Raw genomic sequence first — 23,501 nt, forward strand, 5'->3', positions numbered from 1 at the left:
GAAAAATTCGTCTGCAGTCCAACTGAAATATTCTAGTTATGCTTCTCCGTGCGATGGGCGGCATCGCCAAAAATTGTGGTGAAACCTTCGATAACCGCCTCTACTAGAGACGCGGATCCTTTGCCAAGCGCGTAATTAATTGGTTTACGGCCACGCGCTTTTTTGAGAGCATCTGTCGCGGCGTGTGCTGCCGCTTTATCTGCGATGACTAGTAGGTCGGCTTGCTTCGCAGCGTTTCTTAGCGCTGTGCTTGCCACCTTATCAGTGAAAGTTTCGACGCGGGTTTCGGGGTACCAGTCGCGCACAATTGCTGCTGCCCGGTTGGCTGCAGGCTCCATTAAGGAATATATCGCCACGAAACAACCTTCAGGTGGCCTGGTCCGAAGGCCGGCCTTCAGTGCTTGGCCATCTGGCTCTAGTGGGATTGCCAGTTCCAGCCCGAAGTCTGCCGCCAGCATCTTGGCCGTTTCCAGCAATACGGCGTCAATTCGCCGTGCGTTGTGTGGACCAATCCGGCTCAGAATCTGCGTAGCGAACGTTTGAATCTCCACGGCCGCGTCGGGCCGTGTTGCTGCAAGGACTTCTATCATTTCGAGGCCGAGGGACAGGTCGGCGTCAGTCAGGAACGGTGTCCAACCGGCACGAAGGCTCTCTACCAGTTCATCGAAGATCGATGCTGATACGCCCGTAGTGAGAGTTCGGGCGACGAGATCGAGGAGTCGGGCGGCTCGATGGCGATCGCCCGACTCGTCGCCCAGGGCCCAGGCCTCGACGATAGTCAACCGCAGGTCTTGGATCCCGGCTACGTCACCGGCCGCCAAGAAGAGATTCCGTTCCATGTCGAGCAGCAGGTCGATGAGATGTGGAAGAAGGGAAGAGTCTAGTGACCTACTGAGAGGCCGCGCCACGTCGACAACTTCATGCAGTACTCCAGGCTGCATGAGGCGGGGGACTGCCTGGGCTCGCAGTTCAGCAATTGTCCGAGCGCGTTCAGTGGCGCTAATGCCGTCGGCGAATACGGCCTTGAGCGTTACTCCTATAGGCTCGGCAGCGATGGCGACCTGGTTCCCACTCGTTGCGAGTCGGCCAGACACTATGTGGCAGATGTCTGACTCGACGAGCTGCCCCCGCCAATGCTGGAGGAGTTGTATCGAGCGGTTGCTAAGAGTCTTTGTAACCAGTTCGAGGAGGACCGGAAGCAAGGTGGCGGACGGAGTGACTCGCGCAAGGACCTCGATCGCGGCGTCGAGGCGTCCTCCTCCGAGAGCCAAGTGCAGCTCGGCGAGGTCCGGCTCTCCGGTTGGTGTCCGGTCGAGTGTGCCCGGCACGGACAGTAGAGCCGCAAGGTCGCGCCGGCCGTTGGCTCGATCAAGCCAGCCCGATTCGAGGAGGCGTGCCGCGACGACCTCAGCCGGCTCTCCTGATGACAGCGACCAGTAGGCGTAGTACTGGGCCCCGGCCGCTGACCTAATCATGGTCGCCGATCCCAGGAGGCATCCGTACGCTGAAGTCGATCGCACAAAGTCTGTGAGGTCGGCCGTATCTGGAAGGCGGGCCATGGCGAGGCGAGCTAGTGCATCCGAAGCCAAGACGGGCCGGTCAAGGCGGATCAGGTCCGGAAGTTCATCGAACTGTTCAAGCCGATCCCACTGCTCGAAGGTTGCCAGATACTGCAACCGTAGAAACAGTTTGTTGGCCCTCGAAAGCCGATGATCCTTCTCTAGGACGTTCAGGATTTCTTCAGTCCTGGCCTCCGCTCCAGAAGCACAGGAGTCCCAGAAGTCGCCGATGAGTCGCCCCAACGGCAAAGCCAGATTGATCCTTCGATAGGGACGGGCCACAAGTGAGCGAGTCAGCCGGACTAAGCCTTCGCGGACTCTGGCTTCCACATTGGCATCCCTCGGGACCAGAAGCCGGTATGAACAGCCTTGCGGGCCAGTGAGCGCACGGACGGCCTGATCCAGTGGCAAATCGGAGTCCTCGGGGACAGGCTGTCCGGAAAAGTCGATCCACGATCCTACGTAAGCCTGGATCAGATCGCGAATCCACAGTTGTTGATCCTGATCAGGGAAGATTACATACCAGTATGTCCAACTGGATGCACTGACCGGGAGAACAAAGGGAGACGCTGGATTGGCAAACCATGCCGCTTCAGCTTGGGCGATAATTCTTTCGGCCGCTTCATTGCCGGTGGCGGTGATTTCGTTGGGCGGTGAAAAGAAGGCCGCAATAAACTTGGTCCACGCCGCATCGGGGAGGATGGAGTTCACTTGAAGAGGCCAAGTAGTTCGGTTGCGACCGCTGCAACTCGTGCGGCATCTGTCGTGACCGTGATAAGTTCCCCATTCATAGTAACTCCACTATAGGTAAGATTCATTGATCCATAGACTGCCCATGTGTCACCTATCAGTGCCTTTTCATGGCTGAATAGGCGATGCTCCCGTGGCAGTCGAGTGAGCGAGAGGCGAGCAGTGGTCCCGTCCAGCGATGCGGCCTGCTCGACGCGTGATAGGAGTTCCGTTTCACGATCGCCAGGGCCGCAGGCGAGTCGGATAAAGGCGCCGTGCTGGAGCATTGCCCGAAGTAAACTGGAAAATGGTACGAACGTCGCTGTCCAGGCTGCATTGAGTGAAGTGAATTTGCCACCTCGGTTGTCCAGCGCTGGAAAGTCCGACATCCAGGGCGAGACAACGAGCAGGCGTTTTCCTGGGTTTAGCAGTTCGGAGAGGAACAAACCCTCAAGGCACTCTGTAAGGTCTCGACTGGGTGAGGCCGCTGACCTATGGATGAGTCGCGTGCTCATTGCGGCGCCTCTCGAAGCGAGACTGAGACTGAGTACCGACCGTCTTCCCTAATGATCCCTTCCATTTGTGGATAGACATGCAGCCAATCGAGTTCGAGTGGGTCAACCATCAACTCCCGAACCGCCCGCGCTAGAACCGATGTCCTGCCGGAACTGCTGACAAGTCGGGCGGTGCCGCGGGTGCGCAGCGCAGAGGCTAGGGCGTCGCGCCACTCTTCACTGTCAACATCGACACCCGCAGGCCGAGTGGGCAGCACGTCTCTCAGCAGAGTTCTCTCCGTGGCTAGGGGGTTTTGTATGAAGCGATTGGTTGCTCGTAGCGTTTCCGGGCGCCGTGCGTATGCTCGCGTCCACAGCAGGCTGAGAAGGACCAGTTGCGCTCTGGTCTGTGAATCTGCTTCGTTTGTGGGAGCCGCAACGCGCCTAAGCTTGTCGAGCACCTGATCGTCTTTTGCCAGGAACGCGCATATGGCGCGGTGGTCAATCGCGAATCCGGCGCGAACGTCGATGTCATCCCAGCGGTCCAGAGCCAGGCGGAGAAGATCGTCACTCTCGGCGCCTGATCCCGGCCGAAATATGCGCGTTGACAGCGCGGTGAGATTCGCATGCGTCTGGGGGATTCCCTCCTCGGCAAGGCAAGCGTTGAGATCCTGCCACGCCTGCAGTCTGTCGGCTACTCCTGCCCGGAAACGCTGTGCCGCATCGCGGACCGGAGCACTGGTCGCCAGCAACTCCAGGACCCGGCGTAGCGATGGGTCTACCTCTTCGGAGTCCGAGGGCTCCACAGCTGCCGCGACGAGGGCATCAAATCTCCGCGGATCGTCCGCTAGGCGGCGAGTCAGGGCCTCGATTAATCCACCGCCACCCGGAACGGTGTCAGACATGACGATGCGTGCGCGCGGCCCTCCCTCGTCGAGGATGTCTACCAAGGCATCGGCGTCTACGTTGAAATCGGGGCAGACTTGCTGTACCGCGGCCTGCCAGGCCGCGGCTAGGGTGTGCATGAACCGAGACCGGATCCACGGTAGCCATGTCTGGTCGGGCTTCTCGTTAAGGGTTGGAATTGTCTCTTCCAGAACCTGGATTGTGTCTGAGTTCTGAAGGGCGTCAAGAACTGTATCTCGAAGGGGCGTCTCGTCGACTTCGGTATGGTTGGTGGCGAGAAGGACGCCGTCTACTACGCTCGCTGCCAGCGACTGCCACTGTTGTGGCCCGAGTCCGAGCAGGCTATCGATGCCGTCTCCGCGAAGCACTGCGTCAGCCGCTACCGATAGGACCACGTCGGTGACCCATGCCGCAGTAAATGGGCCTAAGCCGCTTTGTTCAAGACCTTCACGGGTAAGGTGCGCGAACCGATCCGTGCGCAATTGCCGAAGCCTGCCGGGATCGGTATCCAGCTTGAAGGCGGCCAGTGACTGCGGCACGGCAACGGTGACAAGGAGCGCATCGATGGTGCTGGCGAAGCCGACGGCGGCGCGTCTTTCCCGACGCGTGAACGTGAGGTTTTGGCGCCTTCGAGTCCCCGGCATCACGACTTCGGCCGTACCTTCCAGCGCGAACCGCCAGGTTTGCAGGGGACCGCGATCAGCATTTAGGAACGCTGTTACCTCAGGGACCAACTGGCCGAGAGGGTTGTTGCGCGGACGGGGCAGTTGCGTTCCCTCTTCGTCATCGTCGATGGCGAAACGCCACTTGAGCCAACCGTTGGAGGTTGCTTGGACGTGGGGCGGCGGTACAGTCGGGCGGATAACGACGGGCCGGACCACGGGGACGGGGCCATCCGGCGTAGAGACATTGGTGATCACTTCACCGCCGGAAGCCAACCCGGCGTCAAGATCAAGCACCCCGTATGCTGGTGCCTCGATCCATAGGCCCCGCACCTTCTGCACGGCCCAGCGAAGCGTTACCTTCCCTGGAGCGAGTTCGCTGAGTGCCATTCCAACTGGCATGGACGTTTCTGCCGCCGGGTCGTAATTAGGCGGTGGGACAATCTCTACTTCCGGAAGTGCGAGATCACTAAACAACGTTGACGGAATGAACTCTGGTAGTGGCTGCCGCGCGACGATGTCAGTGCCCGGGACTACCTCCCGCGATTGTACGGTGGACCAGTTGCTGGTCAGCCGGCGATAGGCGGTTGGCACGACTTCGAGCATGAGCGAGCGAGGATACTCCCAGCAGATACTCTGCGTCTCCTCACGGCTCAAGCTGAGACTCGACTGGACGAAGGCGAACAGGTCCTGTTGAGCAGCACCGCCTTCGAGGACCTCAACTAAAAGTTGCTGGCACGCCTGTACTAGGCCAGATTTTTCGCCGGGTTTCGAAAGGATCCTGCGTACGGACCAACGCTGCGATCCATCGACGCCAAGTCGCACGGCGATCCAGTCAATGAGACACATCGCGGCCTGCATCTTGCGTACAGATTGATTCCCCAACGGTAGGTTCTTGGCCGGAACCGATGGGTCAATGATCGTCTCGTACGACTGAAAGGCCAACCGATCGCGCCCGTAATCTGAAAGCACGACGACGGTCCAGGGACGTTGGTCCTGTACTCTTCCGGCCCGACCTCGGCGTTGCAGGAACTGTGCAATGTCACGCGGCGCCTTGTGCTGAAGGATCGCCCCCACTCGGGGATCGTCGTATCCCACTTCTAGGGACGAGGTTGCAATGACAATGTCGGTGGACTGGCTGACGCCGGTGTCCTGTGACGATGTCCGGGATATTTGTAGAGAACGTGTCGCGAAGCCCAGCTTGTCTGGAAGCCACCAAAACTGGCCTTCACGATCCCATTCCGCTTCGTCACTGATCCCAGCGTAGCGAGCAGCGTCATCCGGGATACGGAGGCTGGCGAGGACGTGTCCTTGGCGATCGGGATTCCCGAAGGGATCGCGGCCTTCTGCGTTCAGCACCTGGCGGTAGAGCCGGTTAACCAGATCAAGGTTCTCGAGGAAAGCGAAAACCCGTGTCCCATACGGCCCGCCAGGGCTGACTCCGTTCTCGTCCAGGATCCGCCGCAGCAGCATGAGGCTCTGGATGGAGGTCGACAGCAGAGCTGCCTGAGAGGCGGGATCCCCGCGAAGGAGGAGTTGGTACTCGCTTCCCTTGCGTTTCATTGCATCCGGATCAGGACGGACATCAGCTATAGATTCGGGGGAAAGGCCGCACAGATCAGCGAAGAACGCGGCTGCATTTGCCAGTGTGGCACTCAGGCCCACCCAAGTGACTGGGCGGCTCATGAGCTTGCGCCAGCGCCGGAGTAGATAGGCAACTTGGGCGCCGCTCGTGCCTGAGTAGGTGTGGATCTCGTCGAGCAGGACGAGATCGGGTGCTTGACCCTGCCCTACCCCGAAGACGTGCCTCGACCACCCGTCGCTTAGTTGCTGATTCAGCATCTCTGTGGTCGTAAACAGGATGTCGGGCACCTGCTTCTGCATAGCAGTGCGGGTCAGTCGGAGTTCGTCCGAAGTGACCTGGCCACCGCATGTCTGGCACGTTAGATGTCCCCAGTCCACAGGACTGGCGGGGCGGCCTGGAGGGCGGACCCAAGCAAGCGCGCCACCACAGTTAATGCCACCGTTAGTTGCAGGGCAGGTCAGAAATGGGCAGAGCCAAGACGATCCGTCTTTCCGCCAACCGCCTCGTCTGTCTGGTTCGCCATCGCTGCTGAATGGCGTCGGCCCGAAATAGGCTCCGATGGTCAGGAGGCGACTGCCAGAGGATCGGAGGGAACGTACCTCCTGCAACGCCGTCACCAACTGATCCTTCAACAACTCGTTGCGGGGATAGATCGCAATAAGGCGCGAGCCGGTGGCCGCAGCCGCCAACTGCGACAATGCAGGTAGGTAAAATGCAAGGGTTTTGCCGCTTCCGGTGCCTGCACCGACCACGACACCACGATCCCTCTTGGATCGAAGCGCCGAGAAGATCTCAGCTGTAGCGGCGAGTTGAAAGCGAGACAGGGACCGTCCAGCCAGGACACGCCCGACCTGAGAGAGAACAGCGACAGGGATCTCACGCCCCTGCAACAGTTTGGGGACCTCGGCAGGCTTGAAGTCTCGCTCGGGAAAGGCTCGCGGCCTGCGAAGGAAACGGAAGTCTGAGACCAGTCGGCTTCCGGACTGCCAGGGCTTGCCAGGAAACAACTGACGGAGTCTGGCGAAAAGGCGCACCGACTCAGACATTCTAGTCCGGTACCTGGCCGGCCATTCTCTAGGCAACTGGACTAAGAGGTTTTCGGCCAGCAACTCATCGATGCAGGCTTCCGTATCGGGGCCGCCCCAATGTTCCCGGAGGAATTCGACAAGGCCGTCTCGTGTCCAGGACTCGTCGATGAGTCCCCACGCGATATGCCGTGCGTCGGCTTCCTCGATGGCGTCGAGAGCGGCGAGAAGAGCGGAACGGTCAAGAGTAGTCATGATCGCAGCACGATCCTAAGGTTCACCGTGTTTTCGGGGTCAGACAACCAAGCCCGGACGGCAGACGTGATGAGTCGCCAGGGCGCGCCATCCTCAGTTGCCGCCTGGCGGAGGAAGTCACTGACCTCCGGGTGCTGGCGTTCGAGGCTCTGGTCCAACTTCGGCCGATCCGCCGTCCACGATGCGGCGCCGTTCACGATGTCCTGAAATCGCTTCACCAAGTCGTCTGGGCTGAGACTCTCGACCTTGCGTGCAAATAGCGACTGGATCCCTCGCAGCCTGGCTGCCAGCGCCTCGCTGGACCCGGGATAAGCGACTATCGGCTGCTCGATCCCATCCGGTCGAATTTGCATCCGCTTCGTGTCAACGGATCGATTAAGGTCGACGAGAAGGGATCGGGAGAACTTGCCAGCACTGTCCAATGCGTTATTGACCGACTGTGAGCGTATTCGGGAGGCAACATCTCCGATGGGTGCCCCGACGATTGTGGTCGCTGCTGTCCGCAATGCAGTTCGGGCCTTAGCAAGCTCGGCCGCTATCGCCTTGCGGGCTGCAGGCAGGGTTAGCCCATGTTCTGCAAGAAGTGGGATTACACGCAACGCATTATCTAGATCCTCGCGCGCTCTGCTAGTTCGCATCCTAGCTTTCTCGATCTCGGCCCGTGCCTGCTGGTCGGCCTCCTGGGCCTCTACTTGCGCCAGTCGGTTGAGCAGGGCTTCGGCTCGAGAGGCTAGCGACTCTGGTGAGGGCATCACTGGGCTTCCTGACTTGCCTTGTCCAGCAGTGTGGCCAGGTCTCGGAGTTCTCGTATCAGGGCATCTGTGTCTACGGCTCCAGTGATCTGCGTAGCCGTCAAGTTTTGCTCCAGGCTGGAGAGAAGTTCGTTCGTCACTTGTGCGAAGCGCCCAAGCGCGGTCAGTTGTGGCATGGGATTATTGAGGATGTCCCAGAGGTCGCCGGGTCCAATTTTGCTGGCAATCTTTATGCCGAGGCGTCGATAGGACTCCATAGCCTCAGTACCGACTTGGTTCCGAATCGTTTCGTACTGCTCTTTGGAGTCAGCGCGCGGCAATCGACCCCGAGGATGGCACTCCTTAACGAGACGATCGACGACCTTGAGGGTAGCACTCAGGTCCTCAGTTGGATCCAGGAATCTTCCCACGTCCTGGACGCTTCGTGCCACGTCGTTCCAGGCTTGTTCTGCCGCTCGCGACTGTCGAGTTTGAAGTTGCCTCAGCAATTGGCTGTCATGGTCTTCAGCGGCGGTTTCCCTTTGAACTGACCGTGCTTTCAGGTGCGCCTGGATATGCCGCAAGAGTGGGCCTACGTCGAACAGCGATGGCTTTCCTGCTCCCTTGGCCGCCGTGGCATGGGCTCGGACAGTTGCCAGCGCCTCTTCACGAACTGGCCGCACCTCCTTGAGGAACTTCTCGACGACCGGATGCTGCCCCGCCGGCGATACCGGCATTAGCATCGCCGGCAGAGCGGTGGAGACTGTCTGACCGGGATCTATGGCCGCGTAGCGCAGCACCTCAAGCGCTTGCACGGCGGCCGGTAGGGTCGCAGCATCGACTGTTGCCAGATGGGCGAGTTTGCTCGCGTAGGCGCTAATTCTTGTCTGGAGGTAGAAGAACCAACGCCCCTGATCTACAGAGTCCAAGCTGCTTCCATCGACGGCCGCTAGGATTCCTTGGATAAGGAGGGCGTTATCGTCCGTGGCCTCTATCCGGAATGGGATTGGGCTCTCGCCCGCACCTCCGCCCTGCGCCCGGTCAATTTGGACGTCAGTCAGGCGCAGTGTGTGAGAACCGATCAGCCAGGCAGGCCTGGACCCCTTGGTCCTACTGGTGACGACTCCGTATGGGCCGTTCTGCAGGTGGGCGATCACTGCGTCGCAGATCCATCTTCGAACGCGATTTGCGTTGCCAGAGGTGAGCAACCCAACACCGTTGGCCCACTGATCGATCTCGCTTGCCGGTTGCCGTTGCAGTTTACGCGGCGGATCGTCCCTCTCCTCCAAGTCATCTTGGTCACCGGCTATGCCACTACTCAGTTGACTGCCGAAATAGGCTGCGACGGCTTCGAGTGCCAGATCGGCGTTTGGTGGTGACTGAGCGTAGAAGGCGCGCAGGCTCAGTTCGGCATCGGCGTTGGAATGATTAGTACGACGAATAGCGGCTCGCATCCCTGGGGGGATTGATTGCCGTACGTCGTCCAGGGGCTTGGCGAATTGGCCAGACGGGAATATTCCGCCCGATGGCAACTCCTCTTCGGCAGTCTCCAGTGGTCCCCGGATGACCTCACGGAGAATCTCCCTAGGCTGGAAGTCGCCAGGGCTGGCTAGTTCAACCAACCTGTCGATGGCAGCGCCGTTGAAGGGATAGAATCCATAGTCGTCCGTTGACGCGCCAAAGGTTGCGTGGCATCGGAGTCGGTCTTCGCACGATAGGCATGCGTTCGGGATGTCGGGTTTCTGGTTGCGAGACCCAGGGTCACTGAGCGCAGCATCGGTCAGGCGTCCCGCATTCAGGTATCGGCCGACGAAGTCTCGCAGGCTTGTTTGGCCGATGGCCTTGAGGTTGATGTTGAGAGTGAACTGCACGCCTCGATCGGTGAAGGTGTCCAGGGAGTTTAGGTACCCGGATGTCACGGCAATCGCGGCACGGAGTTTACACAACCGGGAGGAGGCAGGAATCGTGAGTGCCTGCGCCAGTTGCTTGTCGATGCCATGCAGCAACACGAGGTCCTCGATCAGTAGGCAGAGTTCCTGCCCGCGGGTAGCGATCTCCTCTCGCACGTCCTCGAAGACGCTAAGCAGATCGGTTCCCTGCCCCATGAACACCTCAGCCTTTGCGCGTGGCAGGTACCAGTCGCATAGGGTGGCAATATCAGCACGTAGGTGTCGGTTCGACACCAGAGACCCCACCAGGTTTTGGAGTTCTGGCCCGAGATCGTCGAAGACAGACGGGTCAACCTGTAGGTCGGCCTCAGTCAGATGAAGGTCGGCCTCATCGATGTCCTCTGATGGCTCTGCCCCGCCACGAGCAAGGCGGACGATCCGGTGCACTGGACCGTCGCTTCTGCTCAGTGCATTGCGAAAGGTGTAGTCACCGAGCAGTCGGTGCGTCTTACGGCGTAGGTCGGTGAGTTCGGCTGCCGACATGCCCGATAGGCCACGGATTTCGGCGGCTGGGTCGAATGTCACCAGGTGGTCGAGCCTGGCCAACAGGGCGCTAACCGCCTCTTCTGCGCTCGCGATCTCCGACGACGCGCGCTCAAGCTCCTCACGGAGTTGCCTCGCCTTAGGCGTGTCAATTCCTGCGAGAATTTTCTCTGTTACTCTGCGGAGCGATGTGTTCCGCTTCTCGATATAGACGATATGCCAGGACGGACGAGCCCCTAGACGAGTCTTGAGCCACCTCACTAGATGGCTCTTCCCCGTACCCTTCTCACCCTTGATGAAGAGCAACAGCGGCTCATTCGAGGTGATCGGCCGCGTAAAGGTGCGAAGGACATCCTCCTCGCTTTCCTCGACGGAGCGGCCGCCCTGCTCCCGGCATACCGGCAACTGCTGGTGGATAGCGTTAAACACGGCGTCGGCGCGAGGGTCGTCTACCTCTAGGCCACCAACGTCTACCTGCGTGGCGAAGTCGACCGCTGCCCGATTCCAGCAGACGCGATTCCCGGTCACAGGTCACCTCTAATTCGAGTCTTTTCCCAAACTACCGTGGTGACGATACGATCGGCTGACCCATCAGGACGCAGTCGAAGGGTCCGGCCGCCTGCGTCGCTCCTTCTTTCCATTGTCAGGAAACCGTCCGCCTCGAGTTGGAGGAGCGAAACTGTTAAACCGCCGGTGAGTATCGCGTGATCACCCTCATACTGCGGATCGTGGCCGAACTGCAAGCCCCTGCCATCCAGGATCGGAACTGCTGATGCACATCGTGCAGCGAAGTCACGCACATCGTAGTCGCCAGGCGCTAGCGTCGGCAGTAGGCAGGCCAAGGCCTCGCTAGCGTCTGGAATAAGTCCACTGCTGCCCACAGGACGGGCGAGTCCCAAGTACGACGCCCAACGGCGAAACGATGACCACTGTTCCCGGTTCGGAACCAGCCAGCCTTTGCGCTCGGAGCCGAGGACTTGCTCTTGCCTGATTGCAAAGCTCCGTCCGTCACGACTGGTCGCAGGGGACTCGAATCTGTCAAACGGACGCAAGGGCTCTCCGGCTGTATGTAGGAGAACCAACGTTTGAACGAAGTCTCCCACCCCGCTCGATGCATCCGAGTCGGCCACCGTGATCACTGCATCGAGCAAGGCTTGGAACATGCTCCGAGGGGTGACGTCGGCTGGGACCTTCCAGCGTTCTACCTCTGCGGTGGCCAGCTTGATTCGGTTGCCTGACTGCTCAACCATGCCGAGCATCCGCAGCGCGTCGAGTGAGGCACTGGCGATGATAGAGCCACCCGCACGTAGGTCATCCGGGTCAGCCTCGGAAGGATCGGCCGCCCCGATGGCCATCGAGTCCATTGCCTCTGCGAGGCCACGAGGAGCCACCAGGCTCACAAGTTCTTCCCGCTCTGCCTCCGCTTTCGGGAGTGCGACCAGCGCCCTCACCAGAAAGCGCATCGCCTCAGGGAGGATATCCGGCGGGTTGAGGAGTGCCATCTATAGCCTTCGCAAAATGTGATCGATGTGGTAAGCCGGGCCCCAGGATTCCCTTAGTAACGCTGGACCACCGAAGGGACTCGGTTCGTCACGGGTGCATAGCACAACGGTCAGCGGTCCCCGCGAGAGTTGGGTCAGCAAGAGTGCCCACTCGCTCGCCGGCGGCTGTCCCGCGTCGACCCGGACAAGCGTGGGAACGAGCACGTTGTTCGAGGCGGCCAGCCAGCCCGAGACGGTGTCTTCCCACCAGATGGATCGGGCCGTGCGAGGATGCAGCGACCATGGCCCCGCGGTCACCAGGGCTATGACGCCTTGACTGACCAGGCGGTTGATGAGTTCCTGCACGGCATCGGGTTGAAGCCCCTCGGTCCATACACATAGCCGTCCTTCCGGTGCCAGGCGGCGCAGCCTAAGACCAGCCGTAGCAGTGAGGGCGCCGTTGAACAGCGGGTTCACAGGATGCTTCAGCAACGCTGGCGGCAATCGACGCGCTCGGCAGAAGGGACAGCCTCCGCACTGTCGAATAGTTGGGAGCATGCCAGATCCCATGCTGAGGCGGTAGTGATCAGCCAAGTAGCGGTTCACGCAGTTGTCAAGTCCATCGAGGATCTTCGTCGCAGATTCCAGGGACGCGGCCGCCGCTGCGCGACTCAGTGACTGTGCATCGCGGAAACGCTTGCGGAAGGTGGCTTCGTCAGCGAGGTCACCATGTCGGATACGGACAGACATCGAGTTTCGATGCGTTGCAAAGATCTCCTGCAATGCCTCGTCTGTGGCATCAACCGGGACACCCGGCGGAGTCGGCCATTCCACACTGATCATCCTGGCACGATCCATCGCGGAGAGAGTCTGTGTGTTCCAGTAACGGTTGGCGTCGCTCCATGGATAGGTCACGTCCTCGGTAGGCGCAGTGAGATCCACCTTTAGTACACCCTCCTCAATGGCACCTCGACTCTTCATGCTGCGCCATCGCTTCCATGCCTTCTCATCTCCGATGAGCCTCGCTTCGGCCATCCCCTGTGCGACCTTGGCATCTGAGTCAGTCCACAAGACCATTGCGACCGATGCTCTGCCATCTCGGCCGCTCCGGCCTACTTCCTGGTACAGGCGATCCACTGACTCGGGCACACATAGGTGAATCACACCCCGTACGTCAGGGACATCCATGCCAAGGCCAAAAGCTGACGTGGCCACAACAATGTCGAGGTCTTTGGCCTGGTCACCAGCGAGGTGCAGACCACGAGTAGCGTCCTGACGTGTCTGTGCCGATACGCCGCCTGATACACCGGCGATTGCCTTCAGCCCTGCAGCGCGAAGCCAGGACAAGGCTGTCGACACATTGGTGGAGTCCTCAGAGGTATGCAAACTGGTGTAGACGATGAGTGGTCGTGGCATGTGCCGGCATGCTTCAAGGAAGCGCTCACGCTTCTCTTCCTCTGTCGCACAGTGGCTCATCCACCAGGCTGGCTCCGGACGGGTCACCTGCGCAGATACCAGCAGTTCGCTCTCTCCAGGAAAGAGGCGACGCAGCGCCTCGAGGCCATAGTCGTCAAGGGTTGCTGTGAGCATCACAGTGACGGGTTTCCGGCCAGTGGGTGCAAGGTCAAGCAAGCGCCGCCGCAGTCCCGCGAATGTCTGGAAGGCAGGTCGGAACGTGTCGCCCCACTCCGCGACGATGTGTGCTTCGTCGATCGCGAGTAGATCCAGCCTGCCCTCAGCTGCGGATTCTTCAAGATGTCGCGCAAGTACGGTGCACGCCGCTTCGGGAGAAGAGATAATCAGCCACTGTGTTCCCTCGCGCACCCGTTGCGCCAGTTCTTTCTTCTCGCTCGTGGTCAGTTCGCCGTGATAGGCGAACAGGAGTTGTTCCCCCGTGAGCTCCTGAACCCGTCGCTCAAGGTCTAGCGCAAGGGCAGTGGTGGGAACAATGAGGCATGTCTGCCGGGGACGATTGCTGATTGCTCGAGTAAGGATGACGTCCGTCTTCCCAGATCCGGTGGGAAGCACACAGATGATGGCGTCGCCCCCGCGGGCTGCGCTGATCGCGCGGACGCTGGCCTTTTGACCAGGACTCAGATAGTCAGACCGTTTCGCCACGCTGGCGTAAAAACGGTCGGCGGTCAATCGCCAGTTGGGTCTCCGTGGGGAGCATCGAGCGGGCTCCTCGTCAGGTGCCGATCCTTGGGCGTCCAGCCATAAGGGCAGCCATGGCTGGGCTCGCCAGGAATGCCCTTCTCCCCCTACAAAGCCATGAGCGCGCCATTCGACCGCTGATATTGCCGACAGTTCGGAGGAATCGGCGACCGACTGATAGCCCCGGGCGACCAGTACTGACCGGATCATCGGCAGAATCTCCGCCGGGCGCGGATTCCCGGCCGACTTCAGCCGCCGGACCAGGCGCGGGCACGCTTCTGCTATCTCCTGCAAAGGGTAGGTAGTCATGGGCGGAACACCCAAGTGATGAACGCCGCCCCACAGCTATCGAGGTTAAACACCGGATGGGCTAGGGAGTGGTTAACGGCGGCCATGACAGTCTCATCTGAAGGTGACTCTCCGTCGATGCGAGACCGGGCCTGCAAGATCACATTTTCCCATTCATGCGCGGCAGTAGCCCGCCGACGTGCCTCGTCGAGACGCTGGATCACGCGGTCGCGACCATGGACGGCGGCCATGGCGCTCCGGAACACATCGTCGCAAACACGAGGCCAATTGAAGGGGGCGGTTAGTTCGCGAAAACGCTCGGGACGGCTGCCAAGGTTTACTCCTTCCGCCTGCTCCAGAGCACGAATTAGGGAGGGTTCTCCTTCGCGTCGGCCCAACAGCCACCAGACCCGCTCCATGGTGGTCGGCAGAAAGGACTCAGTGCGTGCCTGCACCGCTCGGTAGAGAGTTCCGTCGGGGTCGAAGGCCCCGAAAAGGTCGATCGGCGCAGGCGCAATCTTGACATCGAAGCAGAAGGCTACCCAAGGCTCTCGATCTGGCTGACGGGACGGCCACTGGACCTCGATTGCGAAGGCTTTCCCTCGATCGTCGATCTCAGCCGCCTGGGCGAAGGCATTGACCAATGGCTCGCCCCAGCGTAGGAAACCTAGGCCGGACTCGGCCGTGATGCGATCGGAGGTGTATCCCTGTTTAAACACCTGTGTTCCGATTGCCCTCACGCAATCCTCTGTCAGCAAGGGCGGATTCGATTTACTCACACCGAAACGCACGTAATCGTCTTCGGGAAAGACAGAGAAGCGGAGCATCTCCACTAGGTAGCCATGAACGGCCTTGTCGATCTGGCGTTGGCCAGCGTCAACGGTGGCGAGTCGCCGCGCTAAGTCTTCGTCTTGGGCCCGATCCTCGATGCTGTCAAGGATATCTTGCCCAGATATCCGGCGATGCTGGATTGTCAACTCGCCGACTTTTCCTAGCATCTGCTCTCGCGCACCAGCAAGAGTCTCGGTAACTGCCGTCTGAAAGAACTCGCGCTCAAGGTCCGTCAAGACATACTGCAGGGTCGACGTCGAGGAGGTGAAAGCGCCGAATACGTCGTTTAGCGTCATTGTCCAGGCGTCAATATGGTCGCGCCCGATGGCGAAAGCTTCCCTGAAAGTCACGGAACGCACTGGGCTGTGCAGTTCGCTCCATCTGTCGAAGCGGCCGAGGCGCTGCTCGAGGTGGGTGCTAAACGTGGGCATGTTGAGGTGTAGTACTTCTTCGATCAATTGAAGATTAGTCGCCTCTTCGGCGGACCGGTCGATGACAAGTATGCTTCGCTCCGTACTGCGTTTGAACTCAGTTGTCAGGCGGCTTCGAAGACTTTCTCCTTGATTTTCAAGCAGAGCAGTGACGCGATGGCTACCCAACTCGTTTACTAGCAATTGATTAACGAGGCGGGCAGTATTCGGGAACGTGCAAGCAACAGCGTATTTCTGCCTCCCGACCCGTTGCCTGGCCCACTCGACTGCCGCAGACAGCCGATCGGCTTCGGTGGCCATGGTCATAATTTGTTCGAGATCACCGGCGAATGCCTGACCAGTGACCGATTGCATGAGGTCGTCAACGGCATTTAGTTCACCGGCCGATAGGTCGTGATCTGGATTGCCCCGTAGCGCCCTAACAAGATCTTCAAGTGAGACGATGGGTGCAAGAATGCGTCCAAGAATGATCTGCAGAATGTATCCCGCCTTGGGGTGCTCCTCCAACTCAAGGCCGAGACGAAGGTCGTCAAACGCGGCGAATAGATCCTGGCGGCGGTGATCAGGATCTGGGAGAAGCCATGGGTCTGCCAACTGGCGGCCTCGTGCGGGAAAGCCCTTCTTGACCGCTGTGGAGCGGCGATTGCGCACCATCCGGCGGTGCAGTCTGTAGGTCTCGGAGATGTAGACACGGAGTGCACTAATCTCCCTCCTAGCTTCGTCCTCAACTCCGGCTCCGATGCACCGGCGAGCATCGGAAATGAGTGTCTTGGCCACTGGGTCGTTCGGTAGCAGTTGGGAGAGTTTGGTTAGCGGCTCGTCGAGATAGCGGAGTGGAGTCTCAGCGTTGATCGCCGACATGGCTTGGGCCAGGTCATCGCGCATTTCTACGCGGTGCCTAAATGCGGCTAGGTCTGTCAGGGGATAGTTCACCGGATCCAGCAGGTGCAGTAGCCCCAGGAAGGCATCCTCGTTACTTCGAACTGGTGTCGCGCTCAACAGAAGAAGCGCCTTCGATGCATGGCTGATGGTGCGCAGTGCGTCGTATTGCTGGTCGCGGGGACTATTCCCACCGTAGTTCACTCGTTCGGTAAATCGGTGTGCCTCATCGACGATCGTGAGCATTCTCGGCTCAGGTCGGATGGATCCGATTGCTGAATGCGCGATGACCTCTACTGTCCCAGGAAGATAGTGCACCCGGAACTTCATCGCGAGCTCTCGCTTCCACTGCCCGACGACCTGGTCAGGAACAATGACAACTGCGGATCCTGCCATGTCGAGCAGCAACTGCCGGAGCACCATGCCAGCCTCGATGGTCTTGCCTAGGCCTACCTCATCAGCCAGCAGATAGCGAGGTATTGGGTCCGCGAGCACCCGGCGCGCCGCACCGACCTGATGATCGTGAATCTCTACAGCGGACGAGAGAATCCCGCCGAGGCTGAGGGAGGCGCTGCGCTGTTCCAATACCGTATGCAGGAAGCGAGTCCTATGGGTATGGAAAAAGCGGGTCTCTACTGTGCCCGCCTTGAGCAGGCCGAGCGGGTCCGTTAGTGGGACGGACCAACGGACGCGGAGTTCAGCGGAGGGCAAGATCTTCGTGCTGCCGTTCGGCAGATGGACGAAGTAGGCATCGGCCTCCGCATTGCGGGGGGAGTCGATCCGCCCTATGATCCACCGCGCGCCATCAAACCACCACACCCTCTGTTGTGGAGGTAGCCGAGCCGCCTGGTACGTTCGGCCAGCCACCGGCAGAACCACCTCAGATCGCATCGGCGAATCAAAGAAGGCGATCGTTCCTGAGGCAGGGTCGGTGCGGCCCCAGCCCAGCTCGCTATCCCTGACAAAGCGGATATTTACGGCCGGAAAGGGTTCTTTGGTAAGCGATGGACCCATCACAGCCCCAACGACCTCCGGCATCCGCAGCAACTAGACATCTTTTGTAGCACTTCTCATAGCACCTGGCGAAGGCGTCATCCGTTCTGTTATCTGGATTTCCCCCGGTATCGGCCGGCTGATGCGTACTCAGATGACGGATCGAGTGGTAGAAGTGCGTGCTAGAGGTTTGTTCTGTGGTGATGTTGAGGCAGCCGCCATGAGCAGTGTCAGGGCGGTGGCGAGCTGCGCAGGGCCAGTCTACGGCGACGCGTGGCAGGCTAAGCGAACTCGACGCACGACGCCGAACAGCAAGGTCAGCGTGATTTGTAGCGCGAAGACCACTACCAGCACGGCTGTCGCGAGGATGAGAAGGCAATGAGGCGATGCTGTCTCTGCTTGGGGGGCGACTATCGTTTCTCCAGCCTCCTCGCCTGGTCGACATCCACCCAGATCCAAGGAGCCAGCCACCAGCGCGTTCGCGGTTAGATGCCGTGGCTGCACTTGCGGTTAAAGAGCGGCCTTGTGGTGCGCGAACGCGTACCGATGACCTGACCGCCCGGATCGGGGCCGCTCCCACAAGACCGAGGGCACGATCGCCCTTACCCCGCCGTGGAGGCCCAACTCGGTAAAGTCGTCGGCGTCGGAACTATCGCGCCGGGAACTTATTGCTGAGCTCGGCCTCGATACGAACTCTTTCCCGCCGCCGGCGACCGGCGCCCGCGGCGCGCCTGGCCGGCTTCGGCGCGCCAGCGGAGAGTCGGAGCGGGCGATCGTCACGGCCTCAACCCGATCACTTCATTACGAGTGAGAACGTAATCGTCCACAGCTGTCCACAGGCGCCTCGACATGCTGGTCACGGGCCTCTATCGGGCGATCCCAGTCCACCTACGTCCGTGATCGTCCAAGGCCGTTGTTAGTCCTCGATATCCCTGGCGGGATGCCCGTTCTGGGCTGAAAATCGGGGTGGTTGCCCGCCGACGTCGTAGCTGCTTGACCCGTTGAGGTCGTTTGTTAGTCGGACGCCGGAGTCGCGCCATGGGCCCTTCACTGTGCTTCGAGCACGCGGATTAGATTCGCTCCGTCCTAGCGGCTCTTGCGGGCAGCCTGTGCAGGGCGCTCGCAAGTGACCACGGCGGGAGAGACGACATGCTGGAGGAAATCAAAGACCACGAGGAGATTGTCGGCGTACTACCTGACATGTCGTTTCCCGTACGACCTGACATGTAGGCGGGCTCCGGTGTGATCATTCTGTCGGCCTTCCATGCGGTGAGCACCGGTTCGATCAATGCCCACTGCGCGTCGGTTAAGTCGCTGGGGTAGGGCTTGCGCTCAGTCACTCGACCATCACAGCACGACCGGACCCGCCAACCGGCGGTAACGCTACAAATCCATACGATCACACCGCGACATCACGGGCATAGACTCACGAACCACACTCTGATCGGAAGCTCATCGTCTGCGCTGTAGATGGAGTTGTAGAGCACGGTTCCGTGGAGCCTGATCTCCGCCTGATCGATGCCGACTAGCGGCCTGTACAGGGCGAGGGCGTTCGTGACGCGGGCGGCTACAACGGGTGCTCCGATGCCCTCGTCGCCCCCGAGTCGCTACGTCGGGTGCGACGAGTTGTTCCCGCGTTCCCGCCCCGCGTGCCACCTCGCAACCTGGCGTGTCATCAGCTCTATCTCCAGCTAGGCCCGTCGTCATCGTCGTCAAAGCCGGCGATCCATTCGCTGATGTACTTCGCGCCTTCCTCGGCGATGACCACGGCCTCCCGGGGGGCTGGGCCGAGGGAATCGACGACGTTCTCGGGATCTACTGGCTTGCCTGGGCTCACCAGATAGCACGACAGGCCGGTGCTCATCTGGCGGGCCATCGAGGAGACGAACGCGTTCCGTCGGAACCTGTTACACAGCAAGAGAAGGCCTTGGCGCTCAAGCTCCTTCCTCAGCTCGATCAGGGTGTCCTCGAAGTCCACCGGCGATCGGAACACCAGAGGCCGAGCGCCCTCCCGATCGAGGCGGAGCTCGCATATGTCGTCGTCAGCGTCTCGCAAGGTCACGACGCATGGCAGACGTGACTCGTCTGCAAGGCCGACCAGTTCGAGCCTGTACATGCTCACCTCGGTACATAGTTCGGGTTCGGAAGCCATGTGTCCGGCTCGTCGAACTTGCCCAATTTCCAAGCGCCTCTGATCTGCTCAGGTTCGATCTTGGTGAATACGATCTCTTGCTCAGGTAGCAGGTACTTGACACGGCCCCCGTATTTCACAGGCGTGCCGTTGCCCCAGTCATCGATCTCATAGATGAAGCCCTTGTGCCTGATCGCGAACCCTCGGGCCACACTCTTGCTCTCGGAGGCTGCGATTAACCCGTTTCCGCCGGTCATGTGTTGTTCGATGCTCATCTCGGGGTCGCGGGCGGTCATACCGTTCTCGAATATCTTCTCTGCTCTGCGGCCATCGCCGCGGAACAGCGGCGCTACGTCCTGGGCTACGCGTCCAGGGGTCCCGCCCTTGAGTAACCAGGTCTTCGGTGGCGGGTGAGCCCGCGCGCTCTCGGCGGCTCGCGCCAGGGCGCCAGTCACCCGCTTGCCGCCGGAGACCACGCTGCTGGACGCGCCCGACGTGATGGCCGCCACGATGTCCGGGATGAGACGGCCAAACGCCCGGTCAGGGTTGGACGCCCATGTGTCCCAGTCCACCGCCGACTTGGCGAGCGCGGCCGGATCCTGAACCCCCGAAACCACGGCCTGCGCAAGGTCATTGATGTTGCGTTCCCATCCCATGTGATCGAAGATCATACGATTGGGGGAGAGCTTGACCACCATCTCGCCCAACCCGGCTACGCCCTCGACGGCGCCCTTGACCTGTTCGGTCACCGGGTTACCGGAGTTCAGGTTCGGGTCAAAGGTGGCCTGGAGTTGCTGGCCCATGCGGTCCCAGAAGTTTCCCGTCAGCGGGAGGACCGCTCCGGGGGCGAGTAACGACTCGTCGACAAGGACCGGCTTGCCGCCGCCGAACATCTCCGGCTTGTCGAGTTCCATCCGTTCCAGGATCAGCAACCGCCGGTTGACCTCCGGCCCTTGCTGCCCGGCCCACCCGGCTACCTGTCGGATCCTGTTGGCCGAGACCGGCGACAGCCAGGCCCCACGCAGCAACTCCCATAACTCGTCCCCGATGGAACCCAGCGACGATTCAGCCACGCGCAGTGCTTCCTTCAGCGCCCTGACTCCCTCAGGGACCATGCCCTCAAGTTCCCCCATGGCCTAGCCGGGGCTGTCCATGGGCGTACGGGCGAGGAGCGCCCGGAGTTCGTCTACTGCCTCCGTGCATGCCGCGACGAGGACCTGGCGCTGACCGGTGAGTTCGTGGCCGAAGCGCTGCGCGGCCGGCCCAGTCCAGATGTCCTGCGACATGAGCGACACGGCCCGGTCGAGGCTGGTCCGGGCCTCGTCGACCAGTTGCTCTGCTCGGCGTAACGCCTGTTCCACTTGCTCCCGGGTCATACGCGGCTCCCTTGGGCGCGGTGATCGAGCACGAGACCAAGATGTGAAGCCATTGGACTGCAAAGGCAGGAGGGAGGGCAACCGAATCGTCGGGATTGGTCTGATATCTCAGATAATGCGCTGGGAGGCTCTGGTGCCTCTTCTCGTTCGGGCGCGCTCTTACGTCTGACAGGAGACGCGTAAGCTCGTGCTCACAGCACGGACGCTGGCCGCGGTGGCGCTATCCAGTTCCCTGACCACCGACTCCGTCGCAATGCAAGAACGCCGTATCGAGGTCGATGAGAGTTCTGTCGAGATCGAAGAGGGCAAGGTGCTGCACGATGGCACCGTAGGCGTGGGCGTCTCGTCGGCTACAGGCCGTCCCGCGATTCGCTACGTACCTCGAACAATGCCTTCCAAATCATCTCGCTATCTCACGTGATCAAGATCCTCGGGCCACATGGGGATATTGATTGGTGCTCCGTTCGAGACTCTCGTTGGCTCATCGGGACCGGATAGACGGAAGATCCCGGTAATCTTCTGGACGTATCGGTGATGCGGCCCGACGGGCTTCCGCTCTGGTAGCGGACATGCCCCCATACCGCACGAGTCTTTCGTGCTGCCTGGGGGTACATCCGTGGCCGTTTTCCGGCATTCGGCGGAAAGCCTGGTTCAGTTGGTGTCTGAGTCGGTGCCCGAGCGCATCCTCAGCGATGTGATCGCTGAGAACCTGCGCGCTACCCAAGGCATCAATCCGGGCAAGGGGGAACGCAGGTCCTGGGATCGGAGCATCCCGATTTTGGCTCGAGATCTGGTCGAAGCCGGACTCGGTGGCGTCGAGATACTCATCGAGTACCAGCTGCCGTTAACCAGCAAGCGGGCCGACGTCATTCTCGCCGGGCACGACCGGCGTACGGGAGCTGACTCTTACCTGATCGTCGAGCTCAAGCAGTGGAGCCAGGCCGAGCTGTACGAGGACGACGCTGATCTCGTTCTGGTGTCCGGCATGGGCGATCGGCCCAAGCTTCACCCGGTCGTGCAGGTGCGAGGCTACTGCGAATACCTGGCCGACTTCGTCGGAGCCTTGGACCAGCACTGGAATGCGGTGCGTGGGGTGGCTTACCTGCACAACGCCAGCGACCCGGACATCCACGATCTCTATGACCACGTCGAGGACGAGCGCACCCGGCTCTTCAGCAAGACGCGCCGGGGCCAGTTCGTCGACTATCTCAAGGCGCAGTTCGCGCCCGATCCTGGGGCTGCGGCGGCCGATCGCCTGCTGTCCAGTTCCATCCGGCCGTCCAAGCAACTGCTCAAGGCCGCCGCCGGGGAGATCAAGAATCGCGATCAGTTCGTCCTGTTGGCCGAACAGCGCCTGGCCTACGAGATGGTGCTGCATGCAGTGGAGAAGGCTCGAGCGGGCAACTCGAAGCAGGTGGTGATCATTACCGGCGGGCCTGGCTCCGGCAAGAGCGTCATCGCGTTGTCCTTGCTGGGTGAGCTCTCCGACCGTGGTTACTCGGCTCTGCATGCCACTGGTTCACGCTCCTTCACTGAGACGATGAGGCGTGTTGTCGCCAAGGGGTCGACCCGGATGAAGACGATGTTCAAGTACTTCAACAACTTCATGACCGCCAACCCCAATGATCTGGATGTCCTCATCTGCGACGAGGCCCACCGCATTCGCGAGACTTCGGCCAACAGGTTCACCAAATCGGCCCAGCGAACGGGCCGGCCACAACTGGACGAGCTGATCAACGCAGCGAGGGTGCCGGTCTTCCTGCTGGATGAGCATCAGGTGGTACGGCCGGGCGAGATGGGGCGGGTCGCCGACATCACCGCCCACGCCGATTCTCTCGGCCTTGCTGTGCACCAGGTCGATCTGGATGCGCAGTTCCGCTGCGGTGGGAGCCGTAAGTACGAGGAGTGGGTGCTGCGCCTGCTGGGGCTGGACGGCGACGCTCCGGAGATGTGGACGGGCGACGACCATTTCGCGGTTTCCCTCACCGAGTCGCCCTACGAGCTGGAGGCTCTGCTGCGGGCCCAGTTGGAAGCGGGGTACTCGGCGCGGATGACGGCCGGGTTCTGCTGGCCCTGGAGTGCCCCGAACGAAGATGACAGCCTGGTCGCCGATGTACGAATCGGTGACTGGGTGCGGCCGTGGAACGTCAAGGGCGACAGGGCCGTGGGGAACGCTCCGGCCAGTGCCTTATGGGCCTCGGCGCCCGGTGGATTCGAGCAGGTGGGGTGCGTCTACACCGCGCAGGGCTTCGAGTACGACTGGAACGGCGTGATCTTCGGCCCGGACCTCGTCTATCGCGACGGAAAGTTGGTCACCGTGCGCAGCGCCAGCAAGGACCCGGAGCTGAGGCGGAGGGGGGTCAGCGACCAACACGCGGACCGACTGATCCGCAATACGTACAAGGTGCTGCTGACTCGGGGCATGATGGGCACTGCCGTGTACTCGGTCGATCCGGCAACGCAGGAGTTCCTCGCGAAGCTGCTGGAGCCGCGTGTATGAAGGCCTCGGGCAGGACTTGAACCTGCCCAGCCCACTCCACGCGAGGAAGGGCGAGGAAG

The 23,501-nt window shown here is 60.8% G+C and carries 11 protein-coding genes and 1 pseudogene; 1 reads left to right on the forward strand and 11 read right to left on the reverse strand.

Annotation, left to right across the window (positions count from 1 at the left end; genetic code table 11):
• Nucleotides 1-32: 32 nt before the first annotated feature.
• The 11 genes and pseudogenes from dpdD to KME78_RS07730 form a co-directional block, all read right to left on the reverse strand.
• Nucleotides 33-2,270, reverse strand: a complete 2,238-nt coding sequence (dpdD, locus tag KME78_RS07685; RefSeq protein WP_219528065.1) for a protein DpdD — start codon at nt 2,268-2,270, stop codon at nt 33-35.
• Nucleotides 2,267-2,803, reverse strand: coding sequence for a phospholipase D-like domain-containing protein DpdK (gene dpdK, locus KME78_RS67850; protein ID WP_372454889.1), 537 nt, complete (start codon nt 2,801-2,803; stop codon nt 2,267-2,269). The genes dpdD and dpdK overlap by 4 nt, the downstream gene beginning before the upstream one ends.
• Nucleotides 2,800-7,215: a protein DpdJ gene (gene dpdJ / locus KME78_RS07695; protein WP_219528067.1), complete on the reverse strand. Its 4,416-nt coding sequence runs from the start codon at nt 7,213-7,215 to the stop codon at nt 2,800-2,802. The genes dpdK and dpdJ overlap by 4 nt, the downstream gene beginning before the upstream one ends.
• Nucleotides 7,216-7,966: 751 nt before the next feature.
• Entirely contained in the window at nt 7,967-10,906 is a 2,940-nt protein-coding gene (locus tag KME78_RS07700; protein WP_219528068.1) for an ATP-binding protein, read from the reverse strand.
• Entirely contained in the window at nt 10,903-11,880 is a 978-nt protein-coding gene (locus tag KME78_RS07705) for a hypothetical protein (RefSeq protein WP_219528069.1), read from the reverse strand. The genes KME78_RS07700 and KME78_RS07705 overlap by 4 nt, the downstream gene beginning before the upstream one ends.
• Entirely contained in the window at nt 11,881-14,322 is a 2,442-nt protein-coding gene (gene dpdF, locus KME78_RS07710; RefSeq protein WP_219528070.1) for a protein DpdF, read from the reverse strand.
• Nucleotides 14,319-17,480 carry a protein DpdE gene (dpdE, locus tag KME78_RS07715; protein ID WP_246650732.1) on the reverse strand — a complete coding sequence of 1,054 codons (3,162 nt, stop codon included), beginning with the start codon at nt 17,478-17,480 and terminating at the stop codon, nt 14,319-14,321. The genes dpdF and dpdE overlap by 4 nt, the downstream gene beginning before the upstream one ends.
• 1,184 nt (nt 17,481-18,664) lie before the next feature.
• A pseudogene (locus tag KME78_RS64015) lies at nt 18,665-18,775 on the reverse strand (transposase); the annotation flags it as partial.
• A 341-nt stretch (nt 18,776-19,116) separates the two neighbouring features.
• Nucleotides 19,117-19,551, reverse strand: a complete 435-nt coding sequence (locus KME78_RS07720; RefSeq protein ID WP_219528072.1) for a hypothetical protein — start codon at nt 19,549-19,551, stop codon at nt 19,117-19,119.
• A gap of 2 nt (nt 19,552-19,553) precedes the next feature.
• A complete protein-coding gene (locus KME78_RS07725) occupies nt 19,554-20,639 on the reverse strand; it encodes a scabin-related ADP-ribosyltransferase (RefSeq protein WP_219528073.1) in 1,086 nt (361 codons plus the stop codon).
• A 63-nt stretch (nt 20,640-20,702) separates the two neighbouring features.
• Entirely contained in the window at nt 20,703-20,942 is a 240-nt protein-coding gene (locus tag KME78_RS07730; RefSeq protein WP_219528074.1) for a hypothetical protein, read from the reverse strand.
• A gap of 616 nt (nt 20,943-21,558) precedes the next feature.
• On the opposite strand from KME78_RS07730, the gene KME78_RS07735 reads away from it, so the two are divergent.
• Nucleotides 21,559-23,442 (forward strand): DNA/RNA helicase domain-containing protein, encoded by a 1,884-nt coding sequence (locus KME78_RS07735; protein ID WP_308126841.1) that lies wholly within the window; start codon nt 21,559-21,561, stop codon nt 23,440-23,442.
• The last annotated feature ends 59 nt before the right edge of the window (nt 23,443-23,501 follow it).

It is taken from the genome of Nonomuraea guangzhouensis (assembly GCF_019396345.1).
Taxonomy (GTDB): domain Bacteria; phylum Actinomycetota; class Actinomycetes; order Streptosporangiales; family Streptosporangiaceae; genus Nonomuraea; species Nonomuraea guangzhouensis.